This window comes from Synechocystis salina LEGE 00031 (assembly GCF_015207985.1).
Classification (GTDB): domain Bacteria; phylum Cyanobacteriota; class Cyanobacteriia; order Cyanobacteriales; family Microcystaceae; genus Synechocystis; species Synechocystis salina.
The window spans coordinates 1-15697 of record NZ_JADEVV010000071.1 but is presented as its reverse complement, the minus strand read 5'-3'; the positions used below and the strand labels follow the sequence as shown (position 1 = coordinate 15697).

Genomic DNA, 15697 nt, shown 5'->3' with positions numbered 1-15697 from the left:
GGAGGGGACAACCGATGGTGGTGGCCTGGTGGGGACAACAACCGGGGGTGGGGGACATTGATGAAATCCCCGATGGTCTGGCAGTAGAACAGATCAGCCCCCGCCTCTTCCGCCATAAATGTCCCATCCCATCTGGTCTAGGGAAGTTCCAGGATTGGATTACGGCACAGGTGGCCAAACTTAAGCCCCAAGGGTTCGCAGCTCTCAAACCGGAGGGCAAAATATTCACCGGCGATGGTCAAACCATGGCCAGTGCCCGCCAATCGGCTTGGCAATCAGCCCTCCATCGCGGTAATGCGGTGTTGGATGCTTCTGCCATGGGGGAAGGCAAATCCCATGGGGTCCCCAATCTCCATAATCCCTGGGGAGGAAAGGTTTGGTACGTTAGCCGGGGTCATCGCAATCCCACCATTGAGGCCATTGGCCATCAATATGTGGACCTACCGCCCCGTAGCCAATATGGTTTCTATCGAGACCACCAGGGCAAGCTCCAGCTAGCAAAAGCAGATACCCCAGAAGCACTGATTGTTGAAAAGGGGAACTGCATTCGAGCTGACCTGTTCCCGATGCTGAGCAATTTGGGATACCAGCCCAACAGGGGCGAAGATGGACTCAATCCCATTTGTGCCAGTTGTCCCATGGCTAATGTTTGTGCCCACAGTAGGGGTTGGTATCGGGCGGACCGCAGGGACATTCTCAGCCATGCTTCCCATATCCGCTGTGACATTGAATCCATGCCCAGGGATTGGGATTACCGCCGCGACATCATCATCCTGGAGGAAGCCACCCAGGCTCTCTCCCCCACTAAGACCATTACTGCTTCCTGGTCCCAACTGTTAAACGATGCCCATCGTTGTCGGCAATGGTTATCAGGGGAGCAGTGGAAGGTCCTAGACCTCTTGCTAGTCACGATTAAACCCTTATTTGAGCAAGCTCCCTACCATGGTTGGCTCCACGGGGATATTCTCGACCAACTGCCTGGGCAACCCCTAGGGATGTTAGAGGTAATCAGGCAAAGCATCATCCAACAGTCCACAGATTTGACCCCTCTATTTCCCACTGCGGAACGGGAAACCCTCAGCGATCATCTCACTCCAGGGGAACGCAAGAAATGGGGTGCTGGTCTCAAGGCTTTCAATGCCCATCAACACCGCACAGCTTACCGCCAGAGTCAGCAAAATCTCCACAATCTACCCCCCAATGCTGTTGTTCATCTCCTCACTGCCATCACCGGTGGCCCTGGGGTGGGACTACAGTTGCGCCGCCAACAGCTCCACCTCACCATTGACCGTCGCCCTGATTATGCCTTCCTCAACCATGCCAAAGGCTTAATTCTCCTTGATGCCACCACTAACTCTGAGCGCCAACGCACTTTCACTGGCATTGAGCGGGAAATTGAGGTTATTCGCTCCGATGCTCCCCCCCTAACTAATCTCAAGGTGCGGCAAATTAACATGGCAGGCATTGCTAGCCGTGATATCAGCCATGAGGCTGTTAACCGTATCCAAGGGGCTCTACAAACATTGGGGGACCAGCCCACCATTGGCATTAAAGGCTGGGGTAAGTGGTTTGATTGGGATGGCCATTGGTTTAACCATAACCGGGGTAGTAATGCCTTTGTTGGTCATACCCAGATGACTTTTATCGGCTTACCCAGTCCCAACATTGGTGCAGTGCAAGCAGAGTTAATTGCCCTCCACGGCAGCGCTGACCATTGGCAGGAGGAATTCCATCGTCGCCAGAATGAAGAGATTTTGCAGGGCATCGGGCGACCTAGGGCTAATCGTTTTCCTGACCAGCAATTCTTGGTCAATATGATTGTGCCCCACGGCACTGACCTCTCTTGGCTCTCTGCCTATGGCATAACGGTGGAGGTTAATGATGCCATGGCCCTAGACCCTGCCCTGGGGGATACTCAGCAGGTAGCCCGTTTCCATTTACTCCAAGCTATTCGCCAGGTGATGGATATTGGCATCAAGCCCACCCAAGTTGCCATTGCCCAACACCTCAACATTTCCCAGCAGGCCATCAGCAAGTTGTTGAAAAATGCCAAAGTTAAACTTTCTAAGCTAATAACCACCATGGTTGCAGCCGTTTCCCAGCAAAATACAACCCCCCCTATAAAAGGTCATAATAGGTCGGGTTGTAAAAATTCCCAGCAATTGCTCCAGGATTACGCTTGGTTTCTCAATCTTGACCCTGCTTCTTTGGCTGCTGAGGTCATTCAAGTTGCCATGGCGGATAACTGGGATGGAGCTTTATCAATGCTTGAACACCTACCTAAACCTTTGCTGGCTAGGACGTTGGGCGTTATTTATGCTTTAATTTGTCCCCTACCACCTCCCGATGTGGGTTTAGAGACGAGTTAGGACAAAAATCAGAACTTTTTCGGGTTGGCCAATTTCTAGGGTAGATGATCTGCTTCTATTCTGGTGGTGGGTTCTTCGTTGTCTGAAACCATCGCTGGTTAAAGAGCTTGTCTATCTTACCCCAGGACTAAACTAGTTTTTACTGGCTGGCTGCAAAGCCACCGGTAATTTGCCCAGATCACCAGTTTTTTCCACCTCATCGATGAAAAAATAGAACAAACGATTTTCTAGTTCCTGTTGTTCGAGCAGCAACTCCAACTCAGAAGGACCAGGCGGTTTCGACGGCAATGTCTTCTCATGCTCCTCAACTGTTGGAATCGGAGATGGCGGTTCATTGCTATCTTCCACATCTTGAGCACCATTAACAATGACGATACCTTCATTGATGGTGGTATTGTTCACTGGGCTTGGGGCTGGGGTTGCTGCCGGAAGAGCCGGTGCTTCCTCCGCTGGGTTTGGGAGGGTGGCAGGAGCGGTTTTTTCCTGGGGGGAACTGGTCGATGGTTTAGGCTCTTTTACTGACTTTGCCGGTGGCTTGGGTGGAACTACATACTCCATAACACCGGTGGTCATCACCTCCCGCTCATATAATCCCAGGAGAGCGAGGGCTTCACCGAAATCAGTTATATCTGCCAAGCTCATAGTCGTCCTCCAGCAAATTATCATCGTCAGTACTGGGTTCAAGCAGTGTCTGCCGTTGTTCGTCGTGCATTTGGCTCAGGGTCATGCGAGCCCGTTGGAAAAAGCGATTAACGCGTTCCTTATGGCTTTCGTCGTAGGAACGTTGGGTATCTTTGCCGAGGGGAAATGATATGCCCATGGCTACGGAAGCGGCACTGGTGATGGCCGAAATACCTACAAAAAAGAGACTGATGCCTAGTTGATCCCATTGACCGGTGGCTAATTTTGTTTGAAAGCTGTTTACCCCTAAACTGACTAATTCCAGACCATTGCGGACTTCCACCGTGGGTTCACCGCCCCCAAGCCGCCAAAAGGGGCGAACTTCTACAAAAGTTTTGCCATACTGTTGGGGGGCCACTTGCTTAAGGAACATTAGGTCGTTGCCCAAAGTTTGACGCTCCAGTTTAAATTCCTGCAGTTGTTGTCGTAATTGTTGCAGTTGATTTTCCTGCTCCGCCTGGATACGGTTTGCCCTGACGCAGAGAGGTAATTGCTCTATCGGTACTGTCATGGGCCGGGATTGACTGCTAAGAGTGCCATGCAAAAGAACGTAGCGGGATTGAAAAATCTTTTCCTCCAGGGCATTGGTGCGGGGCATTGTTTCCAATTCTTGCCGTCCCTGTTCACAGCGGGCAATGTCTGGGTGGAGATTAGCTTCTTGAAACTGCAAACCTTCCTGCTTAGCATCCACAATCTTGTCCAACGCATTGCCGGCGGCTATTTGAGCCAACGCTGATTGGTTGTTGATCACCTCCATGCCAATGCCAGTGGTAACGGTTTGCAAGATATTTAGGGGAATGAGCCCAAAAACCAGGGCGGCGATCGCCAATTTCCAACGACCCTTATGCCCATGGGCAACGGCAGTGGACAGGGCATTACTGGCGGCTAGGACTGGTACAGAGAGTAAGAGTGCCATTCCCAAAGCCGGTAAAAAGAAGAGGGATTTAAAAGCAAAGAAGAAAACTGGCAAATTTCCCACGGTATCAATCCAGTTGCTGGTGGTCATTACCACCGCCGTAGCCTTAGCCGACTTTTTTAAATCAGGGGTCACATGGTAATGCCCATGGAGAGAATCGGGGTGCACATAGGTAAAACCCGGCACCATTTGCTGTAACTGCTTAATTTTGCCCCGGAAAGTCTGGGCATGCTCTTGCTCCTGTTGCAAAATATTGGGATTGCGAGCTTTCTCCACCAAGTCCGGGCGGTTTGTTTTCAGCCATTGGATCAAGTCCCGCACCTGCTGGCGATCGCCGTCGGTGATCAGGATGGCATCAGTCTTAATGGTCATATTAATTTCGAGCTAAGTTACCAATAAAGTCTCGGAGAATTCAACCGGTGCGGTGACTCCACCTGCAATGGGGACAAATATAAAACTGTCATATGGTCTATGTCAGTCCCCCTAAACCCCAAGTCAGGGGGATGTCTACATAGAAAAAAAGGGATTAGTACGCTGATTCAATTTAACTAAGTGTGGGAAATTGCTTCCTCCCTCTGCCTTGCCTTGAAGGCTTATAACTCAGTTTTTGTCATGATGTGTTCCAGGCTATCTAAATAGCGGCGGTTGTTGCGACCAAAAATGATGCCATAGTTATTCATAATTAGCAGGGCAACGGCCAAATCACTTTCGTAATACCCCGCATAGAGCACATAAAAGAGCATTGCTACTAAATGGTCAATGGTTAAAATACCTTCAATCATTCGGTGCTTCTCAGGAGGAGGAGAAGAGGTGTAGATAACGCCTAAACCACCAGTATCTGTCGGTTTGACGAAAAGTATGGCCAGAAAATTGTCAAAATCGGTAACTTGATCAAAAATAACTGTGGGAACAGATTCTTTGTCGGCAAAATATTCTTTTATTTGGGAATCGAGCAATTCAAAGTTAAAGTTATTGAAGCCTTCATCTACTTTTTTAAGAATCTCTAAAATTTCTGGAGATACTTCAAAGATAATACTCAAAAGTTTCAGATGCCAAGAGTAAAAATTCTTCTCACTTTCTACTAATCGCTGTAGGCATTCCTTCGCTTTTTCCGTTACCTTGACTTCCTTACCAAGGAGATTAGAAAGTTTAGATTCAATCGATGCTTTAAAATCAGCCATAGTGTCCGCTTATCTACTTGTTTACTGCCTTTGCATTAAAGCAATTGAGTGGAAAATGGCCTTTCCATAGGGGGGAAAGGGATAGTTCCCTCCCCCTTGTTGATTGATTGTTTGAGCAGGCAGAGGGAAAATTGCCGAATCCACTTTTTGGGAATCAAACCATCTTTACCTGTAAGGAGGTGTCGGCGCATGGAAAATGGTAAAGAAAAGCTATTCTCATATTCCAGGAGGCGATCGCCATGGTCAAACACCGTAGCAATGCCTGGAGTATCATCAGCAAGCTGTTTGAGAAGCTGCAAACACCGAGAGGTTTGGTTGTAATCAAGGTCAGAAAGCAACAACGCACTTCCTGGAGCCATATTATTCATCAAAAATTGCATGTTGTGTTTAAAGGCTTCCAAATTAGCTCGATAGATCTCATTCAGACAGTTTTGAATAATGATCAGTTGGCTATTTTGAATATTCTGTTGAGCTGGGAAAAGGGCATGGAGTCGGGCTAAATTTAAAGGATGCCCTTCATATTCGTAAGTCATATTGGGTGCTAGATCTGCCATTAACCGCGCAGTTACTTGGCAGGCAGAGCGCCATTGATGAACATTAAGGTCATAGGAAATTGCCTTTAGAGAAGATGTAAATCGTAATTTTTGACGATATGCTCCTAAAGCGGCCGCTTCTGGCATAGGCCCAGAGCCCAATAATGTGACTTGTAAATTACGTCGGCGGAGTAAATGAGCAACGCAATGGTGCTGGCTTGCTAAGGATAAATTGTGATGGGTTTGTTGAACATAATAGGGGTAATAGGCGAGCAAATAGGCTGCTTGAATTTGGGGCTGTCCATAATCAATCTGAACATTATTGGTGCGGTAGCGCCGGCGAAGTTCTTTAACGGTTGGTTGCAATCCAGATAAAAAACTGGGTATGCAAGCAGAATTTTGGCCATAGGAATCCATCACTATAGGCAATAGCGTTTCGTACATATTTATGCTGTCAAAAAGCGGAAGTTATTTAATGAAGCGAAAAGTAAGATTGATGCGGGGATTAACAAATTTCTTTGTTTTAGGAATCTGATGGAGCCAATATTCTTGGGTTGTATCTAGCATCAATAATACGGAACCGGAAGTTAACATTAATTCCACCTTGTCAATGGTGGAATCTGTTTTGTGTTTGAGCAGAAAGCGTCGGGTGGCCCCAAAGCTTACAGAGGCAATGGGATGTCCTTTTTTCAGTTCAGGTTCATCGTCGGCGTGCCAACTGACTCCATCCTCTCCAGTGCGATAAAAGTTCAATAGCACAGAATTAAAAGTCACCTTTGCTAAGGTCTCTGCTTTAGCCTTGATTGTTTGTAATAGGGGTGTCCAAGGTGTTGGCTCCATGGCAATGCCAGAGTAGGTGTAACTTCTTTCCGGATCTCCATACCAGGCTGTTAAGCGAGGTAAGGGTTGGGACTTGCCAAAGAGCGTAATTGAATCCTGTTGCCAACGAATTTCTTTTTTTAGTTGGTTATAGTAACTAGAAACTTGGGCATCGCTGAAGATAGAGCGATAGAGTTGTAAATGACCGTCGGGGACAATGATTTCTTCTGGAGAGCCATGGGGATAGGTATCAAAAAGGCTGAGTTGTTCAATCAAAATTTTTTACCCTCGTCGCCACAATATTAAGTTATCATTGCCAGAGAAAAAGGATTTTCCAAAAATTCTATCATTGCATAAATTATTAGGGCAGCCCATGTTTTTTACCTTAAAACCTGTAAATAAAGTTCTTCCGGGTATCCATTACTGAAAAAGCTAGTCATAGCAGGGGAAAACCAGGCCCAATCCTTAGCTTCACTGAGATACCAATAGCCATTAAATTCTGGTTCCTGCCGTCGAAAACTTAAATGTAAGCCCGGAAATTCCTGGGCACTGAAAATTAATTGAAACTTGGCTCCCTCACTGGGTTCAATACCCAAGCGTGTTTGGGCTAATTGGGTTAAAACTATATTTGTGCCTGCCACAAAGGGTTCTGCCATTACTCCTAAATTAGGGGCATCAAATACCCAGGTTCGACCAAGCCAGTAGGGTTGGATGGTGAATAAACTGTTGTTAATAAAAGTGGTCATTTTGTCTTCTCTAATCTGATTCATTTGACAATTATCGTTATATCTCACTGTTGGAAATTAGTTTTTCCATTAACTTATTAACTGTGAAAAATCAATGCTTGCTAGCTGGTCATAGGGAATATAGTGCAGTTCAGTAAACCCTTCATCTTTGCTGGGAGGGGATTTTTCTAGAGCAATGGCATAAATCTCAATGACATCTTCGGGAACCTGTCGTTGTCTATTCCTATTTCTTTGGCAGCAAACTTCTAATGGTGTTTGTAAATACCAACCAATAATCTTTAGGTTATTGAACTTTTGCAAGTTGCTCAATAACTCTGAGCGCCATGCTTTTTGTGCATTGGTAGCATCATAAATAATCTGTTTTCCAGCGGCGCACCGCGAAGCGGATCTCTGCGAGATCGCCTGCTGAATGTCAACGGAAATTTTTGCTTGGATCAATGCCCAATTTCCTTGTTGACTAGCATCTCCAAACAATTCTTCCCGGATTTGGTCAGTGGAAATTATCTGGCTCTGGGGTATGGCTTGATGGAGGTAAGCTGCTAAGGTAGATTTCCCACTGGCCGGGCAACCGATTAGAACATGAAAAACAGATGTCATTATTGCCGCGTTGCTTGATTATTTGTGAATAGCTCGCACTTGAATATAGAGTTTTTCAGGATGACCATTGGGGAAAAATTTCAGGGTAGCTGGACATAGCCAACCCCGATCGCCGTGGTCGAGGTCTTGATAATCAATATCCGCATCTACCACTTTGTACCAGTAGCCCCCATATTCTGCCTCTTGCCGCTCAAAACAGGCATGGTAACTTGGAAAGCCCCCAGAACTGAAGATTAACTCGAACTGACTGCCTTTTTCCGTCTCCAATGCCAATTCCCGTTTGACAATGGCACTCAAAATGGCATCGGCCCCAGAAACAAAAGGTTCCCCCAATAAACCGACTTCTTCGGCATCAAAGGCCCAGGTGCTGCCAGTCCAATAGGGGCTAATGGTGAAAATGCTGTTCATGTTTATTTGCTACTCCTTGGAAATGACGAGTTGTAGTGAACGGATTACTGGGGTTAGTCCCCAGCATCGGAAGAATGGAGCTTTTTGCGTAGGGCTTGCAGACGGGCTTTTTGTCGCCGTACCTTTTTTGGGGCCCCAGGGCTCTTTTTTTGCTCCTGTTTTTGAGACTGCCAATGTTTTAATTGCATGGTGGATGACTTATCTCAGCATCTACTTTCTAGCATGGTATTGGAAAAGCTCTTTTCCTGTGGACTAAATTGTTTGTTCAATTGACATCCAGGTAACGCCAATCATCAATAATACAGGCTAACTCCATAGACCAAGCATTGGGGTTGCGGCCTTGGTAGATTTCCCAAAGATTCTGATAATACCAAAGGATGCCGGACTTACCTCGACTGAATTTATCCCAAATTTCTTCCCCCTGACGTCGGCGGTCTATTTGAACGGTACGGGCGTTATGTAATGTGTCTGCCAAGGAAATTTTCAGGATGGAGAGGGAGCTATGACGTAGTTTAGTTAAGTGCTTTTGCTTTCTTTCTTCCCAGGGCGGCTTGGGCATGATTTGACTATCGGAACAGCCTAAAACTAGCTCTGCCACAGCTTGCCCGCATTGTTCACGGATCAGTTCCAGGGTTGTGTCGCCTCCTTGATCTTCCACTGCATCATGGAGTAGGGCGGAGATTGCTTCGTCCTCATTGCCTCCCATTTCTAGCACTAGGGCGGTGACTCCGAGCAGATGACTGATGTAGGGAATCTGGGAACCTTTGCGAAATTGGTGCCTATGGAGCTGGTTAGCTAATATAAAGGCATCACTAAAGCGGGAAGTGAGGATAGGGGAATTAAAAGTTGGGGAATTCATCGAAATATGGTAATTGCGCTGATTCAAAATTGGTAGAGGGTTGCCATGGTTTTACTGTCATCTGCCATCCGTTGTCTTAATTGCATAGGAAAAAGCACCTCCACATTTGGTCCCCAAGCCCGCAGACGCATGACCACATTGTTGTCATCAACTCGGTAATCCATGCGGTAATAGCTGTGGGTGGGATTGTTGGGATCTGTGTTTCGCCACTGGTCTAGGTATTTGTTAAGTTGTTGATTTTCTGTTGCGGATAGGGCCTGTTTTTTTTGCCAACTTGCCAGGGCTTTGGGATTAGAAAACTTAGTGAAGGTTTCGTGGCGAAAGCTTTCATCAATGTATTTCTCTGAAAATTCTTGGTTAAACCTTAGGACCATAGTTTTTTGAGGTTTATAAAAATCAAATCCTAGGGCTTGCCGTAGTTGTTGATCAATGTAATGGGGGGTGAAAGGTTTTTTTTCTTGGTCTTTTAGCAAGGTGGGAATAGCATCATCAGACCAATCCAAAGTTTCACAGTGCCGAATGCGGTCTAGGCGGTAGTTATACCAATCAATTTTATTTCTGTGTTTGGGGGTTTGACCATAGCCACAAAGATACAAAGCTCTTTGATAGTAATAGAGGCAAACCGGATGAATAATTCGCTCAACTAGTCGGTGTAAACTGGCACTTTCATATTTTAGTTTCACGACCGGAAAGGGATTTTCCTGCCAAATTTCCTTGAATTGATAGAGCAAATCGCTGTCCAAGTCTTTTCGGGCTACAGCATAATCCACGTGCATAAAAAATCTTTGGATTTCTCCCTCTGTTTCTTGAAAGATACCTGGTACTTCACTCAAATCTTCGTGAATGATGGGGATAACAATATTTTTCTTGTCGCTATTTTTGATCTCAGGGGGCTGATAAAGCTTAGCAATGTCTTCCTTTTGATAATAATTTTTGCCATCATGGTCTACATATCCCAATTTGACTAGATCTTTAAGATTGTTTTTTAAGGTTTTTCCCACACATGCAAAGATGCGATTTTTTTTGGGGTTAGCCGGCGCTTTTGAGTTCCATGTCAAGGATTGCAGAAATGATGCCACCGGTGCGTCATGGTTCAGACAACAGGCATTAATAAAATTCTGGTACCATTTTTGCTCTTCTTCCCGCAGATACCCTTCAAATAACCAGTAGTGGATGGTTTGGTTGCAATGGCAATCGGGATTAAGGTGTTCCAGGCTATTGCCATCAAATTGCTGGTGAAAGTCAGCCACGTCAGTGAAAAAAGCATTTCGCCATTCTAGAGAGGTGAAGCTATGGCCCAAGTCGCAGTAAACAGGGTCAGATTCGTGACCGTAAATGGAGCGGAGCATTACCCACAGCCGCACTGCTTTAGAGAGACAAATGGGACTACTTAGGGATTGTCTTGGTACTAGGTGGCTAAGTAGGTCTACTGTGGGGGAATATTCAAAGGTAAATTCCATCGTTCTTGGGCTTTTCCAATGGGACTAGTTCTACTTTAAATGACTTTTGGAAATTAGCTTTTCCATTGGATGATATGCTAGTTTTTTTATTTTCTGGTTGAATGTCTAGTTACCATTTGCGCTTGGAAGGGGATATCCTCTACGGGGCTTTCAATCGGGCAGAGCCTACGTCTGGCGATCGCCTGGTGGTGGATGCTGCCCAGGCTGTTGATGAAATGATCCAACAGGGGGTTTTAGTTGGTGGTAATTTACTAAAAATAGAAGGACCCCAATCCGTTGCTGTCGCCTATACCCTTGCCCATCTGTTAGCTCCCCTCTATGGTGCGATCGCCGTTATGGACCCCAAGGCCTGTCGTCGGGGTTATAAGGTTTATATTGTCGCCATCAGCCGGGTGAAGGAATATCCATTGGGGAGCCTCATCGAAGCACCAGTCAAAGTTTCCCAACAAATTAAAGTAGCCATCTGTGGCTTTCCCCAGGTGGGCAAATCCTGTTTAATTGAAGGCATTCGGCAAGTTATTGCCTCCCAGGTGGGGGCACCCTATCCCTATGTCATCCGGGCTTGTCCCGATGGAGAAGGGGCCTGGCTCTACCAAACTCAAGTTAACAATCCTCCCCTAGCAGAAGACCTACGCTCCCAAAATCGTGGGGACTGGAGTTCTGCTTTTGCCGCCATGGCGGCGGGCTGGGTTCGTTCTGCCAATGAAACTATTAATCTGATTGATACAGGGGGGCAACCTTCCCCGGAAAATCGGTTAATTATGTCCGAAGCCACCCATGGCATTATTCTCTACAAAACCACAGCAGAACAACAGCAGTGGCTTGAATTTTGCCAGTCTTTGCCATTGCCTATTGTGGCCATGGTGGAAAGTCGATTGGGCAATGCTGACGATGAAGTCAATTTAGGGGAAATAATTACTGGCATAGTTTATGGTTTGAGCCGGGGGGATGCTCAACTGCGGGATAAGTTGATGGTGCAGGCCCTGGGTCAGCGGTTGATCGAGCTCACTGGTCAAAGGGAAAATGATGGCGAAAGTTAGGGGGCAATGAACTGTGGGCATTTTTGATTCTGAGCAACTGATGGAGGCAGAAATTGTTGGTCTCAAGTTCCAGCTAGAGTCAATGGACACCATCACCCTGGAACCCCATTATATGAAGGGACTCCATGCTTGGTTTTTGCACCAAATCCAGGCCTACGATCCTGAATTGTCAGCCTATCTGCACGATGGCCAGGGGGAAAAACCTTTTACCCTTTCCCGGTTGATGGGGCCGATGCAATGGCGCAATTCCCATTGGCTTTTGCCTGCTCGGCAAAGCTATGAATTTTATCTCACCCTCTTGTCTGGTCCGGTAATTGAGGGAATGGTGCCTTGGTTCCAACAATTGCCCAAAAGTCTGACCCTTGCTCGTCAAAGTTTTCGTTTGCAGAAAGTAGATCTTTTTCTGCCGGCGATCGCCTATCAAGATTTGGTGATGGGTTGGAATAGCACAAAAAAATTAGAGCTATCTTTCCTTAGTCCCACCAGTTTTCGTCGCCAGGGAAACCATTATCCTCTGCCCGATCCCAGAAATGTTTTTCAGAGTTATTTGCGCCGTTGGAATGATTTTTCGGGTTACCTAGTGGAGGTGGAGCCTTTTTTGGACTGGATACAGCAATGCGTGCTCATTGATCGCCATTGGTTAGAATCCGTTAAAACTACCGCTGGTAAACAGGGCCAGGTAACTGGTTTTGTTGGCTCTGTAGCCTTTGCTTTATCAAAAAAAGCCCATGATGAGCCGGATTATATTGAGCTTTACTACGCCCTAGGAAAAATGGCTCCCTACTGCGGCACTGGGCATAAAACACCTTTTGGCCTAGGGCAAACTCGATGGGGTTGGAAGACAGGAACTATTCATCAATTTCTACCTTTGCAAGTTCAATTCCAGGAACAGGCCCTGGGGCAACGCATTGACCAACTGACGGAGCTTTTTTTGTCTCAACGCAAGCGCACTGGGGGGGAACGAGCTTTAAATATTTGCCATACCCAAGCTGTGATCCTAGCTAGGCGGGAATTGGGGGAATCGTTACTGGCGATCGCCACGGATCTGCAGATGCCCTATGAGACGGCAAAAACCTATAGCAAGCGTGCCCAAAAAGCTTTTAAAGCCCAAGCCGAAAAATCCTAAACCCCAGGCGATCGTTCTTTGCTAGGTCTTTATTCTTCAAGAATATCCACTTTTAGGGTCAGAGTCATGGTTGACTAGCTAACCATTGCTCGATAATTTCCTTCATCAAAGTCGAAATATCCACCCCGCGATTTTGGGCAATTTTTTCCAGCTTTTGATCCCGCTTATCACTTAACTTCAGAGTCACCCGGCGTCTCTTGATCTCTACTTTTTCTTCCTTTGCTTGCAATGCCCGCTGTTCTGCCCGATGTTGGGCTAATCTTTCCATCGCTTCTGAAAGTGTCCTAGCCTGGGACACAATTGGTTCGTTTGTTGCAAGTTCAATATAGCGATAGGCGGTCGATTTGCTTACCTCAATCCGTTCTAGCCAGCCTCGAAAGCCCCCAGTTTGGCGATCATAGGTAAACTGTTTTTTGGCCATTAACAACGCCTTGCCTGCAATTAAGCCAGCTTGCAGAGCATCTCCTAAATGGGATTGGAAAGATTGGTGGGCAGCCTTAACAATATCCTCTAACTCCACTAGGGTGGCGCCGTTCATATCAATTTCTTTCAATGGAGTTATGGGATCGGCGGCTTGGGCAAAGATGCCTTGCTGTTCTGCGGACGTAACTCGAATTTCAGGAACCGATAGTTTTTTTGACATCACACTGTACTTGTAACCATTGCCATATTTGTAGAATATCGCCTCCAGCATCTGTATTTGGGAAATCAGCGGCGACTTGTCCCTGGGACCACCAATCTCGATGGCTTGCCCGTTCCCGTACCGGCGTTAAACAAATGGGGACATTTAAGGGGGCTAGGGAAGTTATGATTCCATCTGTATGGGCACGGGAGTGAAGTCGATTGAGTAACATCGCAGTGGGACGATGGGCATTTCGCACCAACTCCAAAGTGGCGGGTAAGGCATCCAGCGTTGCTTGGTCATAGACAACGGGAACTAAAACTACATCCGCAACAGATAGTGCATCGTGGACCCCGGAGACAGAAGCGCCGGGTAAATCAACAATGGCTTTTTTCAAGGCTTTCAACCGAATCGCCACCCTTCCCAAAGAAACATCCAAAACTTCCGGATTATCAGACCCACGGCGATCAGCCCAATAACAACAGGTTGCTTGGGGGTCTGCATCAAGTAGTGGACTGGCAGAAATGACGGCTAAATTGGCCGCGATTGTGCTCTTCCCAACTCCTCCCTTACCATTAAATACGACTATTTTCACCAAGCTCCTCCGAAAAATAAAAAGTAACCCGATCCATCCTAACTACTTAGCGTTGCAGGCTGGCTTAGAGAGTTTAACCGGCAGGAATGTCATCCACTTCAACCATCCAGATGAACATAAAATACTTGACTTAGATAGGTTATGCTAACTAATCAATTCTTCAATCGCACCTCTAGTTGATTTGTTTCGCTATGAGCGAGTCTCCCAGTGATTTCAATCAACCTATTGAGTCGGTTAATTTTGCTATTCAAATGGGCTAGAGCTTGATTAGGATGCAGACCTGTTCGCCAAATTGTTAGTGAAAGAGGAGTTACCCTAAGGCCAAAAAATTAAAAATAGTTGTTTTGCTTTTACCGTCCTAGGCAACATCGAATGGATTCAGATTGCTTCTGTCCTGTCTAGAGCTAGAGGAGGTCTGCTCAAAGAGCCCGCTATCGTCAGCCCCGGTTGAATATAGTGCGCCCCCCTCGGGGAGAACCTTCACCAGTTATTTAGGACAACGTATATGAAGGCAATGTGAAGGATTTGTTTTACCCCAATTTCGGGGCAGGAGAAAAAAGAACAAGAGAAGCCTGTACCTGACTCCAGTCCTCCAGGGGTCAGATCATAGCCAATCTCCGCTCGGCGGTTGCGCTGATCCCACTTGTGGAAGCCGCAGGTGTAGTCTTGGACTTGCAAGGGCTAGGAAGGAATGCATGGGATCAATGGGAGGTCACTCTACGTTTCAGGACTTGCTGCCGTTGAGAATCTGGGAGTTTAGCAATGGCAGTGCGTAACACTAACCGAGGCAGTTGCCCGCGATAGCGCAGCACAAACTCAAAAACATCGTCAGGGTAAGACTTGCTGGCCTCTTTCAGCATCCAACCGCAGCCTTTTTGCACCAGCTCGTTCTCCTCCTCCAGCAAACATTGCGCCACCATTAGTGCATCGGCCAACAGCAGCCCCCGCCTCAGACCATAGATTAAGCTAACGGCAGCTGCCCGGCGCAGCCAACAGTTCGTTTCCCTCGTCCAAGGAATTACCCGCAGAGCAACCCCTGGAAATGAGGCGACGACCAGTCCCAGGGAGTGGGTACACAGATCATCGCAGTCGGGCCAACCGCTGACATACTGGTGCAGCCAGGACTCGAATAGGTCGAAATGGTGGGCTCCAAGGTGGGCGCTACGGCGAAAGCTCCAATCAAAGGCGATCAGTCTACATTCGTATGTCCCGGATCGCAACAGGACTTCGCAGTGTCCTAGTAGCTTCGACAAGGAAAGGTGGCGCAGTTCCCTGAAATACTGAGCAGACAGTTGCCGCACCTTGGGAGTGGGTACCCCTAGAAAGTCCTGGACATCAACATTGAAAAGGGTGGCAATGCGATCTGGATAGCTCGCATCCGCCTGGGTCCGTAAATCGGACAGCAGGGAATTCAGCAGCGATTGGGGGTCCGAGGAGTCCATAAAAAGTAAGTCAATTCGGGGGGGAGTTACCACCTAGTTTCTAGAGTACCGGCAAGATCAGTCAAAACCGGTGGATTTGAGGTAGAAGGACATGCCCTGTCCAACAAGGGGCTATAAGCGACCAGCAATCATCGGTGTAGGACCATATCATATGAAACTATCGAGGGATACCACTACAAAGAAAACGACCGTTTTCCTTGCTCTTACGGTTGGTGTCGCTGACCATGGGTATAGAGTCAAACAACTCGTCTAGAAAACAAAGCTAGATTCATTCCCTTAACCTATCTTTTTTAGCGCTATGGA

General features: G+C 47.0%; 17 protein-coding genes. 3 read left to right on the top strand and 14 right to left on the bottom strand.

The genetic code is table 11. From position 1 onward, the window contains the following. Nucleotides 1-2369: hypothetical protein (locus tag IQ217_RS17425; protein ID WP_194021005.1), on the top strand; the 2369-nt coding region annotated here is incomplete at its 5' end. 132 nt (nucleotides 2370-2501) lie between these two features. Here IQ217_RS17425 and IQ217_RS17420 read toward each other — a convergent pair. From IQ217_RS17420 to IQ217_RS17375, 11 genes are all read right to left on the bottom strand, one after another. Beyond that, nucleotides 2502-3011: a hypothetical protein gene (locus IQ217_RS17420; protein ID WP_228024065.1), complete on the bottom strand. Its 510-nt coding sequence runs from the start codon at nucleotides 3009-3011 to the stop codon at nucleotides 2502-2504. Beyond that, a complete protein-coding gene (locus IQ217_RS17415; RefSeq protein WP_194021002.1) occupies nucleotides 2989-4338 on the bottom strand; it encodes a hypothetical protein in 1350 nt (449 codons plus the stop codon). Before IQ217_RS17415 ends, IQ217_RS17420 begins: the two co-directional genes overlap by 23 nt. A gap of 221 nt (nucleotides 4339-4559) precedes the next feature. Then, complete coding sequence (locus tag IQ217_RS17410) at nucleotides 4560-5147, bottom strand: hypothetical protein (protein ID WP_194021000.1); 588 nt, start codon at nucleotides 5145-5147, stop codon at nucleotides 4560-4562. 35 nt (nucleotides 5148-5182) lie between these two features. Then, a complete protein-coding gene (locus tag IQ217_RS17405; RefSeq protein WP_228025786.1) occupies nucleotides 5183-6097 on the bottom strand; it encodes a hypothetical protein in 915 nt (304 codons plus the stop codon). A 51-nt stretch (nucleotides 6098-6148) separates the two neighbouring features. Next, complete coding sequence (locus tag IQ217_RS17400) at nucleotides 6149-6775, bottom strand: alpha-ketoglutarate-dependent dioxygenase AlkB family protein (RefSeq protein ID WP_194020998.1); 627 nt, start codon at nucleotides 6773-6775, stop codon at nucleotides 6149-6151. 104 nt (nucleotides 6776-6879) lie between these two features. After that, the gene (locus tag IQ217_RS17395; RefSeq protein WP_228024067.1) at nucleotides 6880-7245 is read right to left on the bottom strand and encodes a hypothetical protein; all 366 of its coding nucleotides are present in this window, start codon (nucleotides 7243-7245) and stop codon (nucleotides 6880-6882) included. A 69-nt stretch (nucleotides 7246-7314) separates the two neighbouring features. After that, complete coding sequence (locus IQ217_RS17390; RefSeq protein WP_194020994.1) at nucleotides 7315-7842, bottom strand: ATP-binding protein; 528 nt, start codon at nucleotides 7840-7842, stop codon at nucleotides 7315-7317. 18 nt (nucleotides 7843-7860) lie between these two features. Further along, nucleotides 7861-8250 carry a DUF6717 family protein gene (locus IQ217_RS17385; protein WP_194020992.1) on the bottom strand — a complete coding sequence of 130 codons (390 nt, stop codon included), beginning with the start codon at nucleotides 8248-8250 and terminating at the stop codon, nucleotides 7861-7863. 53 nt (nucleotides 8251-8303) lie between these two features. After that, nucleotides 8304-8438, bottom strand: coding sequence for a hypothetical protein (locus IQ217_RS19305; protein WP_265583654.1), 135 nt, complete (start codon nucleotides 8436-8438; stop codon nucleotides 8304-8306). A gap of 77 nt (nucleotides 8439-8515) precedes the next feature. Further along, a complete protein-coding gene (locus IQ217_RS17380; protein ID WP_194020991.1) occupies nucleotides 8516-9109 on the bottom strand; it encodes an HD domain-containing protein in 594 nt (197 codons plus the stop codon). 23 nt (nucleotides 9110-9132) lie between these two features. Further along, a complete protein-coding gene (locus tag IQ217_RS17375; protein ID WP_194020989.1) occupies nucleotides 9133-10569 on the bottom strand; it encodes a TIGR03985 family CRISPR-associated protein in 1437 nt (478 codons plus the stop codon). Between the two features lie 101 nt (nucleotides 10570-10670). Between IQ217_RS17375 and IQ217_RS17370 the strand changes: the two genes are divergently transcribed. Next, on the top strand, nucleotides 10671-11609 hold the full coding sequence (locus IQ217_RS17370) for a hypothetical protein (RefSeq protein WP_194020987.1): 939 nt from the start codon (nucleotides 10671-10673) through the stop codon (nucleotides 11607-11609). A gap of 13 nt (nucleotides 11610-11622) precedes the next feature. Continuing rightward, on the top strand, nucleotides 11623-12735 hold the full coding sequence (gene cas6 / locus IQ217_RS17365) for a CRISPR-associated endoribonuclease Cas6 (RefSeq protein WP_338116548.1): 1113 nt from the start codon (nucleotides 11623-11625) through the stop codon (nucleotides 12733-12735). Between the two features lie 64 nt (nucleotides 12736-12799). Here the strand turns inward: cas6 and IQ217_RS17360 are convergent, their stop codons facing one another. The 3 genes from IQ217_RS17360 to IQ217_RS17350 form a co-directional block, all read right to left on the bottom strand. Next, on the bottom strand, nucleotides 12800-13378 hold the full coding sequence (locus tag IQ217_RS17360; protein WP_194020985.1) for a ribbon-helix-helix protein, CopG family: 579 nt from the start codon (nucleotides 13376-13378) through the stop codon (nucleotides 12800-12802). Continuing rightward, nucleotides 13353-13952, bottom strand: coding sequence for a nucleotide-binding protein (locus IQ217_RS17355; RefSeq protein ID WP_194020983.1), 600 nt, complete (start codon nucleotides 13950-13952; stop codon nucleotides 13353-13355). The genes IQ217_RS17360 and IQ217_RS17355 overlap by 26 nt, the downstream gene beginning before the upstream one ends. Before the next feature lie 701 nt (nucleotides 13953-14653). Then, on the bottom strand, nucleotides 14654-15394 hold the full coding sequence (locus IQ217_RS17350) for a DNA alkylation repair protein (RefSeq protein ID WP_194020981.1): 741 nt from the start codon (nucleotides 15392-15394) through the stop codon (nucleotides 14654-14656). Nucleotides 15395-15697 lie beyond the last annotated feature (303 nt).

Excerpts from the sequence above, each read along its gene's own strand:
- IQ217_RS17420 (WP_228024065.1), bottom strand. The coding sequence starts at position 3,011 with ATGAGCTTGGCAGATATAACTGATTTCGGTGAAGCCCTCGCTCTCCTG.
- IQ217_RS17415 (WP_194021002.1), bottom strand. The coding sequence starts at position 4,338 with ATGACCATTAAGACTGATGCCATCCTGATCACCGACGGCGATCGCCAG.
- IQ217_RS17410 (WP_194021000.1), bottom strand. The coding sequence starts at position 5,147 with ATGGCTGATTTTAAAGCATCGATTGAATCTAAACTTTCTAATCTCCTT.
- IQ217_RS17405 (WP_228025786.1), bottom strand. The coding sequence starts at position 6,097 with ATGGATTCCTATGGCCAAAATTCTGCTTGCATACCCAGTTTTTTATCT.
- IQ217_RS17395 (WP_228024067.1), bottom strand. The coding sequence starts at position 7,245 with ATGACCACTTTTATTAACAACAGTTTATTCACCATCCAACCCTACTGG.
- IQ217_RS17390 (WP_194020994.1), bottom strand. The coding sequence starts at position 7,842 with ATGACATCTGTTTTTCATGTTCTAATCGGTTGCCCGGCCAGTGGGAAA.
- IQ217_RS17385 (WP_194020992.1), bottom strand. The coding sequence starts at position 8,250 with ATGAACAGCATTTTCACCATTAGCCCCTATTGGACTGGCAGCACCTGG.
- IQ217_RS19305 (WP_265583654.1), bottom strand. The coding sequence starts at position 8,438 with ATGCAATTAAAACATTGGCAGTCTCAAAAACAGGAGCAAAAAAAGAGC.
- IQ217_RS17380 (WP_194020991.1), bottom strand. The coding sequence starts at position 9,109 with ATGAATTCCCCAACTTTTAATTCCCCTATCCTCACTTCCCGCTTTAGT.
- IQ217_RS17375 (WP_194020989.1), bottom strand. The coding sequence starts at position 10,569 with ATGGAATTTACCTTTGAATATTCCCCCACAGTAGACCTACTTAGCCAC.
- IQ217_RS17370 (WP_194020987.1), top strand. The coding sequence starts at position 10,671 with ATGTCTAGTTACCATTTGCGCTTGGAAGGGGATATCCTCTACGGGGCT.
- IQ217_RS17360 (WP_194020985.1), bottom strand. The coding sequence starts at position 13,378 with ATGTCAAAAAAACTATCGGTTCCTGAAATTCGAGTTACGTCCGCAGAA.
- IQ217_RS17350 (WP_194020981.1), bottom strand. The coding sequence starts at position 15,394 with ATGGACTCCTCGGACCCCCAATCGCTGCTGAATTCCCTGCTGTCCGAT.